Annotated in this window: 21 protein-coding genes and 1 pseudogene; 5 read left to right on the forward strand and 17 right to left on the reverse strand. The window is 72.5% G+C overall.

All coding sequences use genetic code 11. The annotated features are described in order from the left end of the window. Nucleotide 1 precedes the first annotated feature (1 nt). From ACFWTC_RS11390 to ACFWTC_RS11400, 3 genes are all read right to left on the reverse strand, one after another. Nucleotides 2-634: a sigma-70 family RNA polymerase sigma factor gene (locus ACFWTC_RS11390; RefSeq protein ID WP_384029410.1), complete on the reverse strand. Its 633-nt coding sequence runs from the start codon at nt 632-634 to the stop codon at nt 2-4. 196 nt (nt 635-830) lie between these two features. Further along, a complete protein-coding gene (locus tag ACFWTC_RS11395; protein ID WP_383927574.1) occupies nt 831-1562 on the reverse strand; it encodes a helical backbone metal receptor in 732 nt (243 codons plus the stop codon). Then, nucleotides 1559-2191, reverse strand: coding sequence for a helix-turn-helix domain-containing protein (locus ACFWTC_RS11400; protein WP_384029408.1), 633 nt, complete (start codon nt 2189-2191; stop codon nt 1559-1561). Before ACFWTC_RS11400 ends, ACFWTC_RS11395 begins: the two co-directional genes overlap by 4 nt. A gap of 299 nt (nt 2192-2490) precedes the next feature. On the opposite strand from ACFWTC_RS11400, the gene ACFWTC_RS11405 reads away from it, so the two are divergent. From ACFWTC_RS11405 to ACFWTC_RS11420, 4 genes are all read left to right on the forward strand, one after another. Further along, nucleotides 2491-3396 carry a 5'-3' exonuclease H3TH domain-containing protein gene (locus ACFWTC_RS11405; protein WP_383927572.1) on the forward strand — a complete coding sequence of 302 codons (906 nt, stop codon included), beginning with the start codon at nt 2491-2493 and terminating at the stop codon, nt 3394-3396. A 49-nt stretch (nt 3397-3445) separates the two neighbouring features. Continuing rightward, on the forward strand, nt 3446-4285 hold the full coding sequence (locus ACFWTC_RS11410; protein WP_383927541.1) for a siderophore-interacting protein: 840 nt from the start codon (nt 3446-3448) through the stop codon (nt 4283-4285). Between the two features lie 170 nt (nt 4286-4455). Further along, on the forward strand, nt 4456-6033 hold the full coding sequence (locus tag ACFWTC_RS11415; protein WP_384029406.1) for a serine hydrolase: 1578 nt from the start codon (nt 4456-4458) through the stop codon (nt 6031-6033). A 71-nt stretch (nt 6034-6104) separates the two neighbouring features. Next, complete coding sequence (locus ACFWTC_RS11420) at nt 6105-7091, forward strand: pseudouridine synthase (protein WP_383927534.1); 987 nt, start codon at nt 6105-6107, stop codon at nt 7089-7091. Here ACFWTC_RS11420 and ACFWTC_RS11425 read toward each other — a convergent pair. The 13 genes and pseudogenes from ACFWTC_RS11425 to ACFWTC_RS11485 all read right to left on the reverse strand — a co-directional run bounded on the left by ACFWTC_RS11425 (nt 7088) and on the right by ACFWTC_RS11485 (nt 19272). After that, nucleotides 7088-7753: a TetR/AcrR family transcriptional regulator gene (locus ACFWTC_RS11425; RefSeq protein ID WP_383927531.1), complete on the reverse strand. Its 666-nt coding sequence runs from the start codon at nt 7751-7753 to the stop codon at nt 7088-7090. The two genes, ACFWTC_RS11420 and ACFWTC_RS11425, sit on opposite strands and share 4 nt — an antisense overlap. Nucleotides 7754-7843: 90 nt before the next feature. Next, nucleotides 7844-10684: a DEAD/DEAH box helicase gene (locus tag ACFWTC_RS11430; RefSeq protein WP_384029404.1), complete on the reverse strand. Its 2841-nt coding sequence runs from the start codon at nt 10682-10684 to the stop codon at nt 7844-7846. A 154-nt stretch (nt 10685-10838) separates the two neighbouring features. Beyond that, a pseudogene (locus ACFWTC_RS11435) lies at nt 10839-10933 on the reverse strand (sphingosine kinase); the annotation flags it as partial. Between the two features lie 17 nt (nt 10934-10950). After that, complete coding sequence (gene tatC, locus ACFWTC_RS11440; RefSeq protein ID WP_383927525.1) at nt 10951-11907, reverse strand: twin-arginine translocase subunit TatC; 957 nt, start codon at nt 11905-11907, stop codon at nt 10951-10953. Nucleotides 11908-11954: 47 nt separating this feature from the next. Further along, nucleotides 11955-12254: a Sec-independent protein translocase subunit TatA gene (tatA, locus tag ACFWTC_RS11445; protein WP_383927523.1), complete on the reverse strand. Its 300-nt coding sequence runs from the start codon at nt 12252-12254 to the stop codon at nt 11955-11957. A gap of 168 nt (nt 12255-12422) precedes the next feature. Beyond that, nucleotides 12423-12623: a hypothetical protein gene (locus ACFWTC_RS11450; protein WP_383927521.1), complete on the reverse strand. Its 201-nt coding sequence runs from the start codon at nt 12621-12623 to the stop codon at nt 12423-12425. 26 nt (nt 12624-12649) lie between these two features. Beyond that, entirely contained in the window at nt 12650-12877 is a 228-nt protein-coding gene (locus ACFWTC_RS11455) for a hypothetical protein (RefSeq protein WP_383927519.1), read from the reverse strand. A 15-nt stretch (nt 12878-12892) separates the two neighbouring features. Next, nucleotides 12893-13861 carry a helix-turn-helix transcriptional regulator gene (locus tag ACFWTC_RS11460; protein WP_384029402.1) on the reverse strand — a complete coding sequence of 323 codons (969 nt, stop codon included), beginning with the start codon at nt 13859-13861 and terminating at the stop codon, nt 12893-12895. A 102-nt stretch (nt 13862-13963) separates the two neighbouring features. Then, entirely contained in the window at nt 13964-14920 is a 957-nt protein-coding gene (locus ACFWTC_RS11465) for a helix-turn-helix transcriptional regulator (RefSeq protein WP_383927513.1), read from the reverse strand. Nucleotides 14921-15043: 123 nt separating this feature from the next. Next, nucleotides 15044-15415, reverse strand: a complete 372-nt coding sequence (locus tag ACFWTC_RS11470) for an FKBP-type peptidyl-prolyl cis-trans isomerase (protein ID WP_383927510.1) — start codon at nt 15413-15415, stop codon at nt 15044-15046. Between the two features lie 69 nt (nt 15416-15484). Continuing rightward, the gene (locus tag ACFWTC_RS11475; RefSeq protein ID WP_383927507.1) at nt 15485-16426 is read right to left on the reverse strand and encodes an FKBP-type peptidyl-prolyl cis-trans isomerase; all 942 of its coding nucleotides are present in this window, start codon (nt 16424-16426) and stop codon (nt 15485-15487) included. 117 nt (nt 16427-16543) lie between these two features. Next, nucleotides 16544-17905 carry a Pup--protein ligase gene (gene pafA / locus ACFWTC_RS11480; protein ID WP_030768414.1) on the reverse strand — a complete coding sequence of 454 codons (1362 nt, stop codon included), beginning with the start codon at nt 17903-17905 and terminating at the stop codon, nt 16544-16546. A 104-nt stretch (nt 17906-18009) separates the two neighbouring features. Next, nucleotides 18010-19272, reverse strand: coding sequence for an MFS transporter (locus tag ACFWTC_RS11485; RefSeq protein WP_383927504.1), 1263 nt, complete (start codon nt 19270-19272; stop codon nt 18010-18012). Between the two features lie 147 nt (nt 19273-19419). On the opposite strand from ACFWTC_RS11485, the gene ACFWTC_RS11490 reads away from it, so the two are divergent. Further along, on the forward strand, nt 19420-20427 hold the full coding sequence (locus ACFWTC_RS11490; RefSeq protein ID WP_383927501.1) for a LacI family DNA-binding transcriptional regulator: 1008 nt from the start codon (nt 19420-19422) through the stop codon (nt 20425-20427). A gap of 89 nt (nt 20428-20516) precedes the next feature. On the opposite strand, the gene prcA is transcribed toward ACFWTC_RS11490, so the two are convergent. Further along, the gene (gene prcA, locus ACFWTC_RS11495) at nt 20517-21281 is read right to left on the reverse strand and encodes a proteasome subunit alpha (protein WP_383927497.1); all 765 of its coding nucleotides are present in this window, start codon (nt 21279-21281) and stop codon (nt 20517-20519) included. Nucleotides 21282-21295: the final 14 nt, after the last annotated feature.

Below are 21295 nucleotides of genomic sequence, written 5' to 3' on the forward strand. Positions count from 1 at the left end.
CCTACGCGGCGCCCGTGAGCCGGTCGCGCTGGATCCGGTGGGCGAGGGCGCGCCGTACGGAGGGGGACCCGGCGGGGGGCGGTCCCTCCGGGGCCGGTGCGCCCGCGGGTGCTCCGGCGAGGACGTCGAGCCCGCGGCCGATCCGGTCGTAGGCGGCCCGGCAGCCGCCGGGCAGCTCGTCCTGATGCCGGTCCAGGTCCTCCTCGACGAGGCGCCTCAGCTCGTCGACGCTCCGGGGGGTGAAGCGCTGCCCGCCCCGGGCGACCGCGTCGACGAGGCGCGTACAGCGGGCGTCCCCGTCGAGGGACTCGGAGATCTCCTCGGCGAGGCCCCAGAGGCGGCCTTCGAGCCAGGGGCCGTCGCGCTGGTCGAGGGAGAGTCCGGCCGGGGGCGACGGATCGCCCTCCCGGTACTTCGCGACCTGCTTGGAGACGGCGGGCTGGCTCATGCCGGTGAGCCGGGCGATCTTCTCCTGGGTCCAGCCGAAGCCCACGAACAGCTGGATCATCTCGCCGCGCAGCCTGCGCATCTCCTCACCCGCGCGGATGACCTCGTTCATGTCGGCGAGCATCCGCCCGGCCTGTTCCTCGGTCAGCTCGCCGGGGTTCCGGTACGCGCCCTCATCGCCTGTCATAGCTCGGTTATACACCCGCGCGCCCGGATTTGACCGCCACGCCATAACCAGGTTGTACAACCTGGTTATGACTGGCAGGATCCGCGGCATGCCCAGCTTCACCGCTCCCGACGGCACCCGCCTCGCCTACCGCGCGACCGGCGCGGGCGACCCCCTCGTCCACCTCCCGGGAGGTCCCGATGGCGCCGGGGCTCGGTCAGCGCGCCTCGCGCAGGGCCTGCGCCAGTACCGCCGGAGCTTCGGCGAGGGAGGGCCCGTACCAGGTCAGGTGGCGTCCGGAGACCAGCGCGGCGGGCATTCCCGGGAAGGCCTCCGGACCGTCCGCGGCCGTGAAACGGTACGGCTCGTCCGGCAGCACCACCAGGTCGCAGCCGCTCGCCGCCAGCTCCTCGACGGAAATCCGGGGGTACCGCTCCGTGTGCCCGGCGTAAACGTTGCGCACCCCCAGGCGGGCCAGCACGTCCCCCGCGAAGGTGTCCCGGCCCAGCACCATCCACGGCCGCCGCCAGACCGGCACGAAGGCGGTCACGAACGCCGCCGGCTCCGCCGCCCGGGCCCAGGCCGCCTCGGCGTCGGCCAGCCACCCCGGCCTCGTCAGCCCCAGTACGCCCACCAGCAACCGGTCCAGCTCCCGCAGCGCCTGAGGGAGGTCCCGCACCTCGGTGAGCAGCACCTCCAGCCCCGCCGCGCGCAGCGCCGCCAGGTCGGGGGCCCGGTTCTCCTCCTCGTTGGCGATCACCAAGTCCGGGCGCAGCTCCGCGATCCGCCGTACGTCGGGGTTCTTCGTCCCGCCGATCCGCACCGCGCCCCCGAGGTCCGGGGGGTGCGTGCACCAGTCCGTGACCCCGACCAGCAGGCCCGGCGCGCTCACCGCGACCGCCTCGGTCAGCGACGGCACCAGCGACACGACCCGCCGCACTCCGCTCAGCGCCCGGGGGACGGCGGCTCGGACGTGGCGTGGATGTGCTCGCCGACCGCGACGACCAGGATCCGGGTGTCCTCGGTGACGGCCCGCCAGCGGTGCCGCACCCCGCCGGACAGGAACAGCGCGTCCCCGCTCTCCAGCCGGTACGCCCGGCCCTCGGCCTCCACCTGGCAGGCGCCGGCGACCACGTACATCAGTTCGTCGTTGCGGTGCTGGTACTCCCGGCCGGCGTCCTGGTCCCCGGTGAACTCCAGGGCGTGCAGCTGGTGGTGCCCGCGCACGAGGGGCCGCACGCCGGGCACGGGGGTGAGGGCCGAGTCGTCACCGGCCCGTACGAGGTCCACGGTGCGGGCCGTGTCGGAGGCTGCCAGCAGTTCGACGGCCGTGGTCTCCAGCGCGTCCGCGACCCGTTCCAGGGAGCGCATGCTGGGGCGGGCCCGCTCGTTCTCTATCTGGCTCAGGAAGGGGACGGACAGGCCGCTGCGCGCCGACACGGCGGCCAGCGTCAGCTGGAGCGCGCGGCGCCGCTTGCGCACGGCCACGCCCACGCGGAGCGGCTCCCTGGCGTCCTTGTCCTTGCCCTTGTCGTCCTTGCCATCCGGCGTGCCGTCCGTGCCGTCCCTGTCGTTCATGTCGGGGCTGCCCTCCCCTTGTCGGTCGCACATCGGTGTGCTGTAAGCACCTTACGCAGCAACCGCCTCCGGTTTCGCGTGCACGAGCGCACCGACCCCCCGCCACCGGTGATCACCCGTGCCCGCCCGGTCACCTCCCGTGGTCGTCCGCGGGCCGCCACCGTACGCCGTCGCCCTCGAGAACGGCCGGGGTCCCGCCGGGGCGGACCGGCGGCGAAGGGGCTGCGGCCCGCCCCGGCTGCCCGGCGGTCCGGCCCCCGGGGTGCGGCATCATCGTCTGCGTGACGACACGACGCCTGATGCTCCTGGACACCGCCTCCCTCTACTACCGCGCCTACTTCGGTGTGCCGGACTCCGTGAAGGCCCCCGACGGCACCCCGGTCAACGCCGTGCGCGGACTGCTCGACTTCATCGGCCGCCTGGTCCAGGACCACCGCCCGGACGACCTGGTGGCCTGCATGGACGCAGACTGGCGGCCGCACTGGCGGGTGGAGCTGATCCCGTCGTACAAGGCGCACCGCGTCGCCCGGGAGACCGAGACGGGTCCGGACGTGGAGGAGACCCCGGACACCCTCGCCCCACAGGTGCCGATCATCGAGGCGGCGCTGGACGCCTTCGGCATCGCCCGCGTGGGGGTCGCCGGGTACGAGGCGGACGACGTGATCGGCACGCTGACCGCCCGCGCGACCGGCCCGGTGGACATCGTCACCGGCGACCGGGACCTCTACCAGCTGGTGGACGACGCCAGGCGGCGGCGCGTGCTGTACCCCCTCAAGGGCGTGGGCACCCTCCAGGTCACCGACGAGGCGTGGCTGCGCGAGAAGTACGGGGTCGACGGCTCCGGCTACGCGGACCTGGCGCTGCTGCGCGGAGACCCCAGCGACGGCCTGCCCGGCGTCCCCGGCATCGGCGAGAAGACGGCGGCGAAACTGCTCGACGCGTACGGCACGCTGGCCGGGATCATCGCCGCGATCGACGACCCGAAGTCGAAGCTGACCCCGACCCAGCGCAAGCGCCTGGACGAGTCGCGGCCGTACCTTGCCGTGGCCCCGAAGGTGGTCCAGGTAGCCGGGGACGTGCCGATTCCCCAGTTCGACCCGGCCCTCCCGTCACTTCCGTCACACCCGGACGTGGTCGACGCGCTCGCCCGCCGGTGGGGTCTCGGCGGAGCCGTGTCCCGCCTGAGCGGCGCGCTGCGTACCTGAGGTGCTAACTTAGGTGAACCTAAGTTTCAGCGGAGTCAGGGGAGACACCGTGGCAGAAGGACGCGCCCGCGCAGTCGGCACCGCCGTCGTCGTACGCACCGAGCGGCTCACGCCGCACATGGTGCGGATCGTGCTGGGCGGTGACGGTCTGGCCGGATTCGGCGCGGGCACGTACACCGACCACTACGTCAAACTCCTGTTCCCGCCGCAGGGCGTCACCTACCCCGCGCCGTGGGACCTGGAGCAGATCCGCGCCGACTTCCCGCGGGCGCAGTGGCCGCGCCAGCGCGCGTACACCGTGCGGGCCTGGGACCCGGCCCTCCGGGAGCTGACCCTCGACTTCGTCGTCCACGGCGACGAGGGCCTGGCCGGCCCCTGGGCGGCGCGCGTCCAGCCGGGTGAGCTCGTGCGCTTCCTCGGCCCGGGCGGCGCGTACGCCCCGGACCCGAGGGCCGGCTGGCACCTGCTGGTGGGCGACGAGAGCGCCCTGCCGGCGATCGCCGCGGCGATGGAGCGGATGCCGGCGGGTGCGCGGGTGCACGCGTTCGTGGAGATCGAGGGCCCGTACGACGAGCAGAAGACCGCCACGCCGGACGGGGTCGTCCCGGTCTGGCTGCACCGCGGCGACCGCCCGATCGGCGAGGCGCTGGTGGAGGCGGTCACCGCCCTGGAGTTCCCGTCCAAGGACGTGCACGCGTTCGTCCACGGCGAGGCGGGCTTCGTCAAGGAGCTGCGCCGCCACCTCCGTCTGGAGCGGGGCGTGCCGCGCGAACGGCTGTCGATCTCGGGCTACTGGCGCCTGGGCGAGACGGACGAGGGCTGGCGCGCGATCAAGCGCGACTGGAACGCGGCGGTGGAAGCCGAACAGGACCACGCCACAGCCGCCTGACCCCGCCCCCACTCCAGCCCCGCCGCCCGTTTCAGCCCCGCCGGCGTTCGAGGCGCGGGGCCCGGGGCAGCGCACCGCAACACCGCACCATCGCCGCACCACCCCAACCGCGGCGCCGGGGGACCGGGCACGACGGGCGCGTTCACCCGTACGGCGGGAGAATGGGCCGCATGCGTACGCTCCGCGCACTCGGCTCGGTCGGGGCCGCGATCCTCCTGACCGCGACGGCGGCGACCGCCACCCCGGCGGCCGCCGCGGCCCCGCCCGCCACGGCGCCGACCGCCCCCAGCCCGCCCCCGGCCCCGAAGCCCCAGATCACCGACGCCCAGGTCGGCAAGGCGGTCGCCCGTCTCGACCGGACCGTCGAGGACATGATGCGCCGCACCGGTGTTCCCGGGGTGTCCGTGGCCGTCGTCCACAAGGACAAGGTGGTCCACCTCAAGGGCTACGGCGTCCGCCGCGTCGGCGAGCCCGGCGCGGTCGATCCGGACACGGTCTTCCAGATCGCCTCCCTCTCCAAACCCGTCTCCTCCACCGTCGTCGCCGGCACCCTCACCGCCCCCGACGGGTGGGACCGCCACACCGCGCTCCCCGGGTTCTCCCTCAAGGACCCCTGGGTCACCGGCCACGTCACCACCGCCGACCTGTTCTCCCACCGCAGCGGCCTCCCCGACCACGCCGGGGACCTCCTGGAGGATCTCGGCTACGACCAGTCGTACATCCTCGACCACCTCCGCCTGGAATCCCTCGCTCCCTTCCGCGCGAGCTACGCGTACACCAACTTCGGCCTCACCGCCGCCGCCGAGGCCGTCGCCCGCGCCGAGGGAAAGTCCTGGCAGAAGCTCAGCCAGGACACCCTGTTCAAGCCCGCCGGCATGACGCGCACCAGCACGGAGTTCTCCGCCTTCGCGAACTCCCCCGACCACGCCGTCACCCACGTCAGGAACCCCGACGGCACGTGGAGCCCCCGCTACGTCCGCGACCCCGACGCCCAGGCCCCCGCCGGCGGGGTCAGCTCCACCGCCGGCGACCTGTCCCGCTGGCTCCGCCTCCAGCTGGCCGACGGCACCCTCGACGGGCAGCGGATCGTCCCGGCGGACACCCTCTCCCGCACCCACCTGCCCGAGATCGTGTCGCAGCCGCCCTCCGGCCCCTCCGCCCGCACCGGCTTCTACGGCCTCGGCTGGAACGTCTCGTACGACGACGCCGGCCGGCTGCGCCTGAGCCACTCGGGGGCCTTCGCCCTCGGCGCCAACACCAACGTGACGATGCTCCCCCTGGAACAGCTCGGCATCGTCGTCCTCACCAACGGCGCGCCCGTCGGCCAGGCCGACGCCATCGCCCTCGACTTCTTCGACTTCGCCGAGCACGGCAAGGTCACCACCGACTGGCTGGAGCTGGCCGCCGCGCTCTACGCACAGGTGGACGACGCGGGCCGCTCCCCCACCGACTACGCCCGCCCGCCGTCCGGCGCCGCACCGGCCGGGGACAGCGCCGCGTACACCGGGACGTATGACAACCCGTACTACGGCCCGCTCACCGTCACCGCCGACGACAAGGGCGCCCTCACCCTCTCCCTCGGCCCGAAGCCGCTGCGCTTCCCCCTGACCCACTACGACGGGAACGTCTTCAGCTTCGAGACCGCCGGCGAGAACGCCGTGGGCCGCACCGGCGTGACCTTCGCCGACGGCACCGTCCGCGTCGAGTACCTCGACACCACCGGCCTGGGCACCTTCACCGAGCGCTAGGGGTGTCGTCAGACTCTCCTGCCCCGCGGCGCCCGGCACGCACGCTCGCCGCGCCGCATAGCCTGTCCCCGATGACCCGCAGAGCCCAGGCACCCCCCTCGCCCCTCCCGCAGCGCGCCGGTATCGACCCGGTCCGGCTGCGCCTGCCGCCCGACCCGGACGGGACGTGGCCGGACCTCGGCGGGTACCTCACCGCCCGGTACGCGGCCGGCGCCGGCGCGGAGGCCGTCGTCCGGCTGCTGGCCGCCGGCGGCATCGTCGACCGGGACGGCCGGGTGCGCCGCGCCGGGGACCCGTACGAGCCGGGCGCCTACCTGTGGTTCCACCGCGACCTCCCCGACGAGCCGGTGGTGCCCTTCGCGATCCGCGTCCTGTACCGCGACCCGCACCTGCTCGTCGTGGACAAGCCGCACTTCATGGCGACCACACCGCGCGGCAGCCACGTCACCCAGACCGCCCTCGCCCGGCTCCGCCGGGAGCTGGACCTGCCCGGACTCAGCCCGGCCCACCGGCTGGACCGGCTGACCGCGGGGCTGGTGATGTTCAGCGTCCGGCCCGCCGACCGCGGCGCGTACCAGCTCCTGTTCCAGAACCGCCGGGTGCACAAGGAGTACGAGGCCCTCGCACCCCACGACCCCTCGGTGGAGCTCCCGCGCACGGTCCGCAGCCGGATCGAGAAGACCCGCGGGGTCATCGCGGCGGTCGAGGTCGCGGACGGCGTGCCCAACGCCGAGACCCTCGTCGAGCTGACCGGGACCGCGGGCGCGCTCGGCCGCTACCGGCTGACCCCGCACACCGGCCGGACCCACCAGCTACGCGTGCACATGAACGGCCTGGGCCTGCCGATCCTCGGGGACCCGGTGTACCCGCAGGTCACCGACCCCGCGCCGGACGACTACCGACGCCCCCTGCAACTCCTGGCCCGGGTACTGGCGTTCACCGACCCGGTCACGGGGACCGCGCACCGCTTCGAGAGCGCCCGCACCCTCCGGGCCTGGGACGACCGCCCGTCCTGGGAGTCCGGAGCCGCCGACCCGCCGCCGGCCGGCCGCCGCTAGGCCGTCCGCACCCCCGACCCGACGCCCGCGATCCGCAGCGCCGCGTCGGCGGTGGCCTCGGCGAAGACGGCGACCGGCCGTGCGGGAGCGGCCCGGTGGATCAGCATGACGCCCTCGATCAGGCCGAAGACCAGGTCGTTGCGGAGCGCCAGCCCGGCCCGGTCCCCGGCCAGTTCGGCCCCCGCGCAGGTGCCGCCGAGCAACTCCCGGTAGGCGTCGCGCAGTTCCCCGCGCATCCGGTGGAACCGGGCCAGCCGCGCCCCGCCCACCTCGGGCAGCAGGTAGAGCGCGCCCAGGTTGTACGGTCCCCCGCAGAGCAGCAGGACCTCGGAGCGGCACAGCTCCCACAGCCGCCGCGCGGCGGGCCGGCCGGTGTCGGCGAGCAGCTGCCGGGCCAGTACCAGCGAGGGCGCGACCGTGGATTCGAGGAGTTCGGCGAGGAGGTCCTCCTTGCCGCCGAAGTAGTGGTACATCGTGGCCTGGCGCATCCCGGCCCGTTCCGCGACCGACCGCGTGGTGGTGGCCGCGTACCCCTGGGCGGTGAACAGTTCGGCCGCCGCGCAGAGGAGTTCCTCGCGCGGCGGCCGGCCGCTCTGCGGCCTCAGCCGGTCGGCGCGCGGCCGACCGACCCGTCTCGGACCTTCGTCTGCTCCCCCACTCATGCGCCGATCGTCGCACAGTGCACGCCGATTCGATCATGGCAAGAGATCAGATCGGGCCATGCCCACTCTCGGAGGAAGCCCCAAAAGCGCCTAGCCGACCGAGCTGTAGGCCACTACACCCCGCAGCAGTCCGTCCACCGCCTTGCGGGCGTTCCGCGCCACCGTGCTCCCACTGTCGCCGGAGGCGGAGGGCGCCGCCGCGGCGACCTGGCCGAGCACGTCGATGACCTGCTTGCACCAGCGCACGAAGTCACCGGCCGGCATCTCCGCCTCGCGCAGCACCTCGTCCAGGCTCTTGTCGGAGGCCCACTGGTAGGCCGCCCACGCGAAGCCGAGGTCCGGCTCGCGCTGGCCCACGCCTTCCGTCTGGCTGATGCCGTGCTCCTCCTCCAGCGCGTCGAGCCGGCCCCAGATGCGGATCATCTCGCCCAGCGCCGCCTTCGGCGCGCCCCCCGGGACCTTCGGCGCGACCGCGTCGTCGGACTGCCGGGCCTCGAAGACCAGCGCCGAGACGCAGGCGGCCAGTTCGGCCGGGCTCAGCCCCTCCCAGACGCCCTCGCGCAGGCATTCCGACGCCAGCAGGTCGAGCTCCCCGTACAGCCGGGCGAGCCGCTTGCCGTGCGCGGTGACCTCGTTCTCGCGCAGGTAGTCCAGATCGGTGAGCAGCGCGTGGATGCGGTCGAAGGTGCGGGCGATGGTGTTCGTCCGGCCCTCGATGCGCCGCTCCAGCTGCTGGGTGTCGCGCTGGAGCCGGTGGTAGCGCTCCGCCCAGCGGGCGTGGTCCTCGCGCTCGTCGCACCCGTGGCACGGGTGCGCCCGCAGCGCCGCGCGCAGCCGCGCGATCTCACGGTCGTCGGCCGCCGCGGCCCGCCCGCGGGGCGCCCGCCCGGGCCTGAAGTCGCCCGCCTTGGTGCGCAGTTGCGAGGCCAGGTCCCGACGGGACTGCGGGGAACGGGCGTTGAAGGTCTTGGGGATCCGCATCCGGTCGAGCGGCTCCACCGGAACCGGGAAGTCGATCGCGGCGAGCCGCTTGACCTGCCGCTCGGAGGTGAGCACCAGCGGCCGCGGCCCCTCGGTGTACTCGTGTCCGCGGTGCCCGTTGACCCGCCCGGCCGGCACACCCGGGTCCAGGACGAGCGCCAGCCCGGCGAACTTGCCGCTCGGCACGTGGATGATGTCGCCCGGCTTGAGCTTCTCCAGCGAACTGGCCGCCTGCGCCCGGCGCTGGGCCGCACCCTGCTTGGCCAGGTCGGTCTCGCGGTCCTTGAGGTCGCGGCGCAGCCGCGCGTACTCCTCGAAGTTCCCCAGATGGCAGGTCATGCCCTCCTGGTAGCCCTCCAGGCCCTCCTCGTTGCGCTGCACCTGCCGGGAGATCCCGACGACCGAGCGGTCGGCCTGGAACTGCGCGAAGGAGGTCTCCAGCAGTTCGCGCGAGCGGTGCCGCCCGAACTGGCTGACGAGGTTCACGGCCATGTTGTACGAGGGCTTGAAGCTGGAGCGCAGCGGATACGTACGGGTGCCCGCGAGCCCGGCGAGGCCCACCGGGTCCATGCCCCGCTGCCAGAGCACGACGGCGTGGCCCTCGACGTCGATCCCGCGGCGGCCGGCCCGGCCGGTCAACTGCGTGTACTCGCCGGGGGTGATGTCGGCGTGCTGCTCGCCGTTCCACTTGACCAGCTTCTCCAGGATCACCGTGCGCGCGGGCATGTTGATGCCCAGCGCCAGGGTCTCGGTGGCGAAGACGGCCTTGACCAGGCCGCGGACGAACAGCTCCTCCACGACCTCCTTGAAGGTGGGCAGCATGCCCGCGTGGTGCGAGGCGATGCCCCGCTCCAGGCCTTCGAGCCACTCGTAGTACCCCAGGACGTGCAGGTCCTCGGTGGGGATGGAGGAGGTGCGCGCCTCGACGATCTCGCGGACTGATCGCCGTGCGGAGTCGTCGTTGAGCCGCAGGCCCGCGTACAGGCACTGCTGGACGGCGGCCTGACAACCGGCCCGGCTGAAGATGAAGTTGATGGCGGGCAGCAGCCCGTCGTTGTCGAGGCGGGCGATGACCTCCGGCCTCGAAGGGGTCCAGATCCGGCCGCGCGAGCGCCGCTCGCGCTCCCGGTCAGCCTCGCGGACCATCTTCCCGCGCCGCCGGTCCTTGGGGCTGTACGAGCGGCTGTTCTCCTCGCGCGCCATCCGCAGCAGGTCGGGGTTGACCTCCCGGCGCGCGGAGCCGCGGCCGCCGTGGTCGGACTCCTCCTCGAACAGGTCGAAGATGCGGCGTCCGGCCATGACGTGCTGCCACAGCGGTACGGGCCGCTCCTCGGAGACGATGACCTCGGTGTCGCCGCGCACGGTGTCCAGCCAGTCGCCGAACTCCTCGGCGTTGGACACCGTGGCCGACAGGGAGACCAGGGTCACCGACTCGGGGAGGTGGATGATCACCTCTTCCCAGACGGCCCCGCGGAACCGGTCGGAGAGGTAGTGCACCTCGTCCATCACGACGTAGCCGAGACCGCGCAGCGCCTGCGAGCCCGCGTACAGCATGTTGCGGAGCACCTCGGTGGTCATCACGACCACCGGCGCGTCGGCGTTGACGCTGTTGTCACCGGTCAGCAGGCCCACCTTGTCGGCGCCGTAGCGCTTGACGAGGTCCGCGAACTTCTGGTTCGACAGGGCCTTGATCGGCGTCGTGTAGAAGCACTTGCGGCCCTGCTGGAGGGCCAGGTGCACGGCGAACTCGCCGACGATCGTCTTCCCCGAGCCGGTCGGGGCGGCCACCAGGACGCCCTTGCCGGCCTCCAGGGCCTTGCAGGCCTCGATCTGGAACGGGTCCAGCTCGAATGCGTACATCTCGCGGAAGGGGTGCAGCGCGGTGGCCTCTTCGGCGGCGCGGCGCCGGAACGCGGCGTACCGGTCGGCGGGTGAGAGTTCTTCGGTCATCTTGGGATCGAGCCTACCCGCCACCCCTGACAACAGTCGCGATCATTTAAGCGGAGCACGACGGGGTTCCCGAGGGGGCTCCCGGCGGGGTTCCCGAAGGGGCTCCCGACGGGGCGCGCGGCGGACGCCACGGCCGCTGCACCAGGAGCCGCACGGCCCCCGCGAACGCGGAAGCGGCCGGCCGCGCGGCGTGCGCGCCCCGGCCGCGTCCTGCGGTGGGATGGACGAAACGGTGATCTCAGAGCTCACGCTCCGCAATACACCTGTCAGGTCGCGTCGTCGTACCCGTTGATCCGCTGGCGTCCGCCGTCGGCCTGGCCGGGCAGGGCCGCGGGGGCCGGGGCCGGTTCCATCCGCCCGATGGGCTCGGGTGTGAGGTCGAGCCGGGAGGCCTCGTCGTCGTCCAGTTCCGCGTCGGGGTTGTTGCGCCGGCGCCGGCGGTCGTTGACCGTGCAGATGCCGAGCGCGAGGAAGTAGAGGGCCACGATCGGGACGGCGAGGGACAGCATCGTGAGCGGGTCGCCGGTGGGCGTGGCGAACGCGGCGAAGACCGTGATCCCGAGGATCATGGCGCGCCACCAGCTCGCCAGCCGCTTCGCGGTGAGCGCTCCGGTGATGTTGAGCAGGATCAGCAGCAGCGGCAGCTCGAAGGCCAGGCCGAAGACGACGACCATGCGCGTGACCAGGTCGAGGTAGTCGTCGACCGGCAGCAGGTTGCGCGCGTTGTCGGGGGTGAATTCGAGCAGGACCGTCGCGGTCTGCGGGAGGACCTTGTAGGCGAGCACCGCGCCGGCGCCGAAGAGCGGCGCTCCGATCGCGACGAAGCTCATCGCGTACTTCTTCTCGTGGCTGTGCAGGCCGGGGGCGGTGAACGCCCACAGCTGGTAGAGCCACACCGGCGCGGACAGCACGACACCGGCGGTGAGGGAGACCTTCAGGGCGATCGAGAACGGCGCGATGAGGCCGTTCACCGTCATGTCGGCGCAGGGGCGGCCGTTGCGCTGCGAGACCACCCCGCCGGTGCAGCCGACGGAATCCAGCATCGGCTTCAGCATGAAGTCGATGAGGTCCTTGTAGAAGAAGGCCGACACGATGGTGATCAGGAGGATCGCCAGGACCGACTTCAGCAGACGGTTTCTCAGCTCACGCAGGTGCTCGACAAGAGGCATCCGCCCTTCGGCGTCCTTGTCCGCTTTCCCCTGCTTGCGGGCAGACTTGAGCAACCCACGTCCCTTGGCTCGTTGCAGTTGGCTGGAGTGTGCGGCTTGTGTCAGCCCTGGGCGGTGCGGTTCGGCTCGTTGACGGGCCGGGAGCTGGTGACGTCACCGGGCGCGGCCTGGATGGTGCGGGGCACGACCGGCTGCTGCGGGGCGGCGGCGTCCGCGACGGTGGGGGCGGCGGCCGCGTCGTCGGCCTCGCCCTCCTTCTTCATGGCCTTGGCCTCGCTCTTGAGGATGCGGGCCGACTTGCCGAGGGAGCGGGCCATGTCCGGGAGTTTCTTCGCGCCGAACAGGAGGATGATGACCCCGAGAATGACGAAGATTTCCCAACCCCTGAGGTTGCCGAACATAGGTATCTTCCTTTTCTCCGAGGTTCACAGCACACCCGACGGGCGCCTAGGGCTGTCTCTACCGACGATCGTAACCCCAGGGGGTTAACGCCCGGCAATCCCCCGGCGACGTCGCGCTCATCCCGGACGCCCTTCTTGATGCCCCGTTCACACGGTTTCGTCCCGCTTCTACGGGCGTACGGTGCGCCCCGCCCGGGCCAGGTCGGCCGCCGCCCGCTCCAGGTCCCCCGAGGCGTCGGAGATCCGCCGGCTCGCCCGCGCGACCTGGCCGGACAGCCTGCGCACCTCCACGTAGACCCGCAGCGCCAGAACGGCGAGCACGGCGACCCCGAGGAAGCCCAGGGCAATTGCGATCATCGGCCACAGCATGGAACGAGCGTAGGGCACCGGCCGCGTCAGACGCTGCGCAGGGTGCTTACGCCGCCCCCGGTCAGCAGCTCCACGATGCGCTCACCGGCGGGTTTGCGTACGGCGGCGCCGCACTCGGGACAGGTGAACGAGTAGAACGTGGTCCGCCGGCTGACGCCGATCGCCAGGCGCAGGGCGCCCGCGTCCAGCTCGAACCGGGACCGGCAATCGGGACAGGCCGCCTTGAAGGCGACAGGCCCGGACGTGCGCGACATCGACCGACGCTCCCCTCAGACCTGTTCCCCGTACCCCGCGAGCGCTTCTCGAGCGGCGCTCCGCGCGCTCTCCGCCAGCTCCGTGGGAACCACGATCCGGCCCTCGCGGCCCAGCCGCAGCGCGAGCCGGCGCAGCGACGCCGGATCCGGGCTGCGCAGGGTGATCCGCAGGCCCCCCTCGGGCAGCTCCTCGGCACTGTCGTGCGGGTAGTACTCGGCGACCCAGCGGCCGCCGGGCCCGACCTCGACCACGACCTCCGGGTCCTCGGCGGCCGGCTGCACGAGCCCCTCGGACAGGTCGCGGGGCTCGATCGCGGGCGGCTCGGCGCGCTCGTCCAGGATCCGGATCTCCGCGACCCGGTCGAGGCGGAAGGTGCGCCGGGCCTCCGAGAGGTGGCACCACCCCTCCATGTACGTGTGCCCCACCGCGAACAGCCGGATCGGGTCGACCTTGCGCTCGGTCAGCTCGTCGCGCGCGGGCGAGTAGTACCGCAGCCACAGCCGCCGGCGCTCCGCGATGGCCCGGTCGACGTCGGCGAAGACCCCGCCCTCGGACTCGAAGGTCACCGACAGCCGCGAGCTGGCCCCCGCGACCTCCCCCGCGGCCGCCTCCAGCTTGGCGGTGGCCCGCAGCAGGGCGTCCCGGTCGCTCTCGCGCAGGCCGGGCAGGGTGGCCACGGCGCGGGCGGCCACCAGCAGCGCGGTCGCCTCGTCGGCGGCCAGGCGCAGCGGCTCGGCGGTGGACTCCCCCGAGGCCTCGGGGTTGCGCCACCAGATGCGCTCCCCGTCGGTGTCGATGTCGAGCAGGTCGCCGCCGCGGAAGCTGGTCCCGCACATGGGCAGCACGTCGAGGTCCGAGATCAGCTCGTCCTCGGTGATCCCGAAGGCGCGCGCGACGTCGGCGACGTGCGCCCCGGGGCGCTCGCGCAGGTAGGTCACCAGGGACAGCATGCGGCGGGTCTGGTCGATGGCGTTGGCAGCCATGCTGGTACGTCTCCCCCTCAGGGCGTGCTTGCGGATGGCGCGGTTGCGCGAGTGGGGCGCCGGACCCGCGGGTCCGGCCCGGCGGCCCGGCGGGCGGGCCGGTCAGCCCTTGGCGACGGCGCGGAGCCGGTCCACCACGTCGGCCCGGAGGTCGGCGGGCTCCACGACCACCACGTCGGGGCCGAACTCCACCAGCCAGGCGTCGAGGCCGTGCCCGTACGGGATCTCCAGCTCGTCCCAGCCCTCGGCGCCCTCGCGCACGGCGGTGGCCTTGGCCCGCAGCGGGTACCCCGCCCCGGCGCGCAGCCGGATCAGCGCGGAACGCTCCGCCCCCTCCCCGGCCCAGCTCGCCACGGTCTCCCGCACGGTCACCACGTCGGGCACCCCGGCGGTGTACTTCGCCGCCCGGGAGCGGACCTTCCCGGTGATCCGGGAGAGCCGGAACACCCGCTCCGCCCCGCGGTCCCGGTCGTAGCCGGCCAGGTACCAGTGACCCCGCCAGCACTCCAGCGCCCAGGGCTCGACCTGCCGGGCCTCGGGCCGCGCCGCGTTGGACTTGCGGTAGTCGAAGGACACCGGCCGACGGTCCCGGCAGGCCAGCATCAGCGGCTCGAAGGCCGCCTCGTGGACCGGGATGCGCGGCTCGATGGCACTGTGCTGGCCCTCGTACGGGTCCCCCGCCTCCGGCATCCCGCCGGCGCGCAGCTTCTGCAGGGCGCCGCTGGCGGCCCCCGCGAGGCGCGCCTGCTGCCAGACCTTGGCGGCCAGGCCCAGGGCGGCGGCCTCCTCGGCGTCCAGACAGACGGGCGGCAGCCGGTTGCTGTCCCGGCGGGCCAGGTAGCCGGTGTCGCCGTCCAGGTTCTCCACGGTCTCGATGACCAGGCCGAGTTCCCGGAGGTCGTCCTTGTCCCGCTCGAACATGCGGTTGAAGGACTCGTCGTTGCCGGCCTCCATGTAGGCCTCGATGGAACCGCGCAGCTCGCGCTTGCTGAGCGGTCGGCGGGTCCCCAGCAGGCACAGCGCCAGATTCATCAGCCTCTCGGCCTTGGCAATCGCCATCGACGCCGTTCCCCCGCTCTCGACACACACTCGTGACCGTTGACCGTACCGCCCCGGCGCGCCCGGACAAAAGCGAGGGCCCCCGCCGACCGGCGGAGGCCCCACGACTTCACTGAGGGCGGATCAGGCGCCCATCAGGTCACAGACGAAGATCAGCGTCTCGCCCGGCTTGATGGCACCGCCTGCGCCGCGGTCGCCGTACGCGAGGTGCGCCGGGATCGTCAGCTTGCGGCGGCCGCCGACCTTCATGCCCTGGATGCCCTGGTCCCATCCGGAGATGACCTGGCCGACACCGAGCTGGAACTGCAGCGGCGCGCCGCGGCCCCAGGAGGCGTCGAATTCCTCACCGGTGGAGAAGGCCACGCCCACGTAGTGGACGGAGACCCTGGATCCGGCCTTGGCCTCGGCGCCGTCGCCCTCCCAGATGTCCTTGATGACGAGGTCGGTGGGGACGTCGCCCTCGGGGAAATCGATCTCGGGCTTCTCGATGCTCACGGAACTGCTCCTCATGCGTGCGAACAGGGGCCCCGCCCGGCGGTGGCCGGGAGGACAACCGGAACAGTCTTACATCACCGCGAGGATGTCGAGGCTGAAGACCAGCGTCGAATTCGCCGGGATCGTCCCCTGCTCCTTGTCACCGAAGGCCATGTCCGGCGGGATGACCAGCAGGACGCGGCTGCCGACCTTCTTGCCGATCAGGCCTTCCTTCAGGCCCTTGACCGACAGCTGCTCCATCGGCCAGGTGACCGTGGTGTCGTTGGCGTACGTGCTTTCGAAGGTCTTGTCGTCCTTCCACGTCTTGCCGTGGAACTTCACGACGACGCTGCCGGTGTCCTTCACCGCCTCGCCGTCACCCTCCAGGACGTAGCTCGACACCAGCTTGGCCGGCGGCGTCACGTCCTTCGGAACGGTCACGGCGACTTCCTTGCCGTCCGTGTTCGTACCGACCTTGGGCAGGTCCTTGTTCTCCTGGGCGACTTCCTTGCCCGTCGCCGAGACCGGGACGGTCGTGCCCTTGACGATGTCCACGACGAAGACCAGCGTGGCGTTCGGCTTGATCTTCTCGCCCGAACCCTGCTCGGCGTAGCCGAGGGCCGGCGGGATCACGAGCTTGACGCGGCTGCCGACCTTCTGGCCCTCCAGGCCCTGGTCCCAGCCCTTGATGACCATGCCCGCGCCGATGGTGACGTCGAACGGCTTGCCCTTGCCGAAGCTGGCGTCGAAGGGCTCCTTGCCGTCCCACACCTGGCCGAGGTAGTTCACCTGGGCGATGTCGCCCTTCTTCAGCGCCGGGCCCTTGCCCTCGCTGATGACCTCCACCTTCAGTTCCTTCGGCGGCTCGCCCTTGCCCTGCGACAGGGTGGGCTCCTCCCCGAACTTGGCGCCCTTCGTGATCGCGGGCACCCCGTTCTGCATCTGGCTGGAGTCGGAGCCGCTGTCATCGCCACACGCCGCTGTCGACAGCAGCAGAAGGGGTACGACCAGCAGGCCGGCAAGTCGGCGCACGTGTTCCTCAGATCTCAGACGACAAGGCGGTCGCCGCCACTCTAAGCCGTGCGCAGGGCCCCGTACGAGACGCGTACGGGGCCCTGGGGAAGATCAGCGCGATGTCACACCGCGGTCCTACATACCGGCGATCAGCTTCTCCACCCGGTCGTCCACCGACCGGAACGGGTCCTTGCACAGCACCGTCCGCTGCGCCTGGTCATTGAGCTTCAGGTGCACCCAGTCGACCGTGAAGTCCCGCCGCTGCTCCTGCGCCCGGCGGATGAAGTCGCCGCGCAGCCGCGCCCTCGTCGTCTGCGGGGGCACCGACTTGCCCTCGAAGATCTTGAGGTCGTTGCAGATCCGCGCCGCCTGCCCCTTGCGCTCCAGCAGGTAGTACAGCCCGCGCCGGCGGTGGATGTCGTGGTAGGCGAGGTCTATCTGAGCCACCCGCGGGTTCGACATCGTCATGTTGTGCTTGGCCCGGTACCGCTCGATCAGCTGGTACTTCATGACCCAGTCGATCTCGGTCCCGATCCGGTCCAGGTCCTCGGCGTCGATCGCGTCGAGGGTCCGGCCCCACAGCTCCAGCACCTGGTCCACCACACCGGTACGGATGCCCCGGCGCTCGGCGAAGTCCACGGCCTTGTCGTAGTACTCGCGCTGGATCTCCAGCGCCGAGGCCTCCCGGCCGCTCGCCAGGCGCACCTTGCGCTGACCCGTGATGTCGTGGCTGACCTCGCGGATGGCCCGGATCGGGTTCTCCAGGGTCAGGTCCCGCATCACCGTGCCCGCCTCGATCATGCGCAGCACCAGGTCGGTCGCGCCGACCTTGAGCAGCATGGTCGTCTCGGACATGTTCGAGTCGCCGACGATCACGTGCAGCCGGCGGTAGCGCTCGGCGTCCGCGTGCGGCTCGTCCCGGGTGTTGATGATCGGCCGGGAACGGGTCGTCGCGGAACTCACGCCCTCCCAGATGTGCTCGGCCCGCTGGCTCACGCAGTAGACCGCGCCCCGCGGGGTCTGCAGCACCTTGCCCGCACCGCAGATCAGCTGCCGCGTGACCAGGAACGGAATGAGGATGTCCGCCAGGCGGGAGAATTCCCCGTGCCGGGCCACCAGGTAGTTCTCGTGGCAACCGTACGAATTGCCCGCCGAGTCGGTGTTGTTCTTGAAGAGATAGACGTCGCCCGCGATTCCCTCCTCGTGCAGGCGGCGCTCGGCATCGACGAGCAGTCCTTCGAGAATGCGCTCGCCGGCCTTGTCGTGGGTGACCAGTTCGGTCAGGTTGTCGCATTCCGGTGTTGCATATTCCGGATGCGACCCCACGTCGAGGTACAGGCGGGCGCCGTTCCGCAGGAAGACATTGCTGCTGCGGCCCCATGACACAACACGGCGGAAGAGGTAGCGCGCCACTTCGTCAGGAGACAGTCGGCGCTGTCCCCTGAACGTGCACGTGACGCCGTACTCGTTCTCCAGCCCGAAAATGCGGCGGTCCATGACTGAACATTACGCCTCTGGCCCTGTTCTGAAACCGAGTTCGAGAGCGCCGTTTCGATCATTTTCCGATGAGACCCCCGCCGGACCCCCCGACGGCCCGCCGCTCAGCCCCCCGAGGACACCTCGGAAACCGCCCCGGACGGCGCCCCTGACGCCCCCTCCGGCGCATCCGCCACCGCCCGGCCCGGGCCCGGACTTGCCAGCGCCCGCTGAGTGACCGTCAGCACCAGCAGCGCCGCCGCACCCGCCACGCCCGCCACGCCGAAGCCCGTCGCCGTGCCGCCCAGCTCCACGGCCGGCCCCGCGACGCCCGTACCGATCGCCGCACCCACCCCGAAGAACGTCACCAGCCACGAGAACGCCTCCGTCACCGTGCCCACCGGAGCGTGCCGGTCCACCACGATGAACGCACACGCCAGCGCCGGCGCCAGGAACACCCCGGCCAGCGCCGCCAGCGCCGACATCGCCACCGGCCCCGGAGTCAGCACCAGCGGCAGGTAGCAGACCGCCAGCAGCGCGATCAGCAGCCGCAACCGCCTCTCCGGCGCACCCGGCCACTGCCGCGAACCGTAGAACACGCCGCCGACCAGCGCGCCCAGACCCAGCGCCGCCATCATCCACCCGTACACGGCCGGACCGCCGTGGCCGTCCGCGTACGCCACGCCCGCCACCGTGATGGAACCCAGCGCGGTCCCCACGAAGAAGAACGCCCCCAGCAGCGCCAGCAGCCCCCGCGAGCGCAGCGCGCCCAGCCAGTGCGCCTCCCGCGGCTCGGAACGCCACGTCCGCGACGGCTCGCTCACCACCACCGAGAGCGCGCCCAGCACGCCCACGGCATTGAGCACCAGCAGCGCCACCCCCGGGCTCCACAGCGCCACGCACAGCGTCACCAGCAGCGGGCCGACGGTGAACATGATCTCCTGGGCCACGGCGTCCATCGCGTACGCGGCGTGCACCCGCTCCTCCTTGCCCCCCAGCACCCCGGGCCACAGCGCCCGCAGCCCTCCCTCCAGCGGCGGCGTGAACAGCCCCGCCACCACCACCGCGGCGTACGCCAACGCCACCGACCCCGTACCGGCCAGCGTCAGCCACACCATGCCCAGCGCCGACAGCACCGCCGCGGGCAGCTGGACCCGCGGCTGCCCGAAGAGGTCCACGGCCCGCCCCAGCAGCGGCTGACCCACCGCGTTCGCCACGCCGTACGCCGCGGCCAGCGCGCCCGCCAGGCTGTAGGAGCCCCCCTCGGCCCGCGTGAACAGCACGATCGCGATCGGCGCGACAGCGTTCGGCAGCCGGCCTACGAGCGTGCCCACCAGCAGCCTCGCGGCATGCCGGGTCCTGAGCAGCTCCGCGTATCCCGCGGCCATGTCCGCCCCTCTCCGCCCGGCCCCAGCCGGGGTAATACGTATAACTTGACGCATCATACGTACCATGGCCGCAGTCCGCCGGTCCACCCCGCGCACCGCCCCACCCCACCCCCACCCCCCGCCCGACCAGCACTCCAGGAGACCCGTGTGACGAGACCCACCAGCCGGGACGTGGCCGCCGCCGCCGGGGTCTCCCAGGCCACCGTCTCCCTGGTCCTCGGCGACAAATGGCACGGCCGCGTCTCCGAACGCACCGCCGGCCTCGTCCGCGAAGCCGCCGCACACCTCGGCTACCGCCCCAACCTCGCCGCCCGCAACCTCCGCCTCGGCTCCACCCGCACCGCCCTCCTCGTCGTCCCCGCCCTCACCAACGAGTTCTTCGCCCGCGTCTACACCGGAGCCGCCCGCGTCGCCGCCGAACACGGCTTCGGCGTCGTCCTCTACCCCTCCCCCGACGGCACCGGCCCCGCCCGCGACCCCTTCGCCTCCGCCCGCGCCGCCCTCGACGGAGTCATCGCCTCCTCCATGGCCACCGACGCCCTCACCGCCCTCGGCGGCGCCGGCGGCACCGGCCTCCCCCTCGTCATGCTCGACAGCGACCCCACCGCCCCCGGAGCCGCCGCCCACGTCAACCTCGCCATGGCCGACGGCACGCGCCAGATCACCGAACACCTCCTCGCCCTCGGCCACCGGCGCTTCCTCCACCTCGCCTCCGCCGTCGACTCCTGGACCTTCGACATCCGCGCCCAAGCCCTCAGCGCCCTCCTGAGCCCCTCCGCCGAACTGCGCACCGTACGGGCCCCCCTCACCGTCAACGGCGCCCGTACGGCCATGGAGGCCGCACTCACCGCCCCCGGAGACCGCCCCACCGCCGTCGTCTGCGACGACGACATCCTCGCCGCCGGCGCCTGCAAGGCCGCCCGCCGCCTCGGCCTGCACGTCCCCGACGACCTCTCCGTCACCGGCTTCGACGACCTCGCGCTCGCCACCGCCGTCGAACCCGAGCTCACCACCGTCCACCTCCCCGCCGAACGCGTCGGCGAACACGGCATGGCCGCCCTCCTCGCCGTCCTCGACGGCACCCCGTGGACCGCCCCCGACCTCCCCGTCACCCTCGTCGTCCGCGACTCCACCGGCCCCGCCCCGGCCCCCTGACCCCGGACCCCGGCACCGGACACGCGAAAGCCCCGGCCCACCCCACACGGGGACGGACCGGGGCTCCCCGGACCACTGCCACTCGGCTGCTACTCGGCGTCGTCCTCCGGCGCCTCGTCGTTCGACACGGCATCCGCCTGCGCCGCAGCCGGAACATCCGCCTCCAGCAGCCGCGCCAGCTGCCGTCCCCGGATCCGCTTGAACTTGCGCTGCTGCGCCCGCGTCCGGTCCAGCACCGCGACCTCCAGCCGCTCCACCGGAATCGCCTTGTCGGCACCGTTCGCCTGGCTGGACAGCGCCTGCACCGCCAGCTTCAACGCCTCGGCCAGGGTCATCCCGTCCCGGTGGCGCTGGTCCAGGAAGGTACTGATCTGCTCGGCGTTCCCGCCGACCGCGACCGAGCCGTGCTCGTCCACGATCGACCCGTCGTGCGGCAACCGGTAGATCTGGTCGCCCGCCGCTGTCGCCCCGACCTCGGCCACCACCAGCTCCACCTCGTACGGCTTCTCGCCGGCCGAGGAGAAGATGGTGCCGAGCGTCTGGGCGTAGACGTTCGCCAGCCCACGGGCCGTCACATCGTCGCGGTCGTAGGTGTATCCACGCAGATCCGCGTAGCGCACACCGCCGATCCGCAGGTTCTCGTACTCGTTGTACTTGCCGGCGGCCGCGAAGCCGATCCGGTCGTAGATCTCGCTGAACTTGTGCAGCGCGCGAGACGGGTTCTCGCCGACGAACACGATGCCGTCGGCGTACTGGAGCACGACGAGGCTGCGACCGCGGGCGATGCCCTTGCGGGCGTATTCCGCCCGGTCCGCCATGGCCTGCTGGGGTGACACATAGAACGGAGTCGACACCGGCTGTCCGTCCC

The sequence above is a fragment of the Streptomyces sp. NPDC058619 genome, assembly GCF_042717785.1.
Classification (GTDB): domain Bacteria; phylum Actinomycetota; class Actinomycetes; order Streptomycetales; family Streptomycetaceae; genus Streptomyces.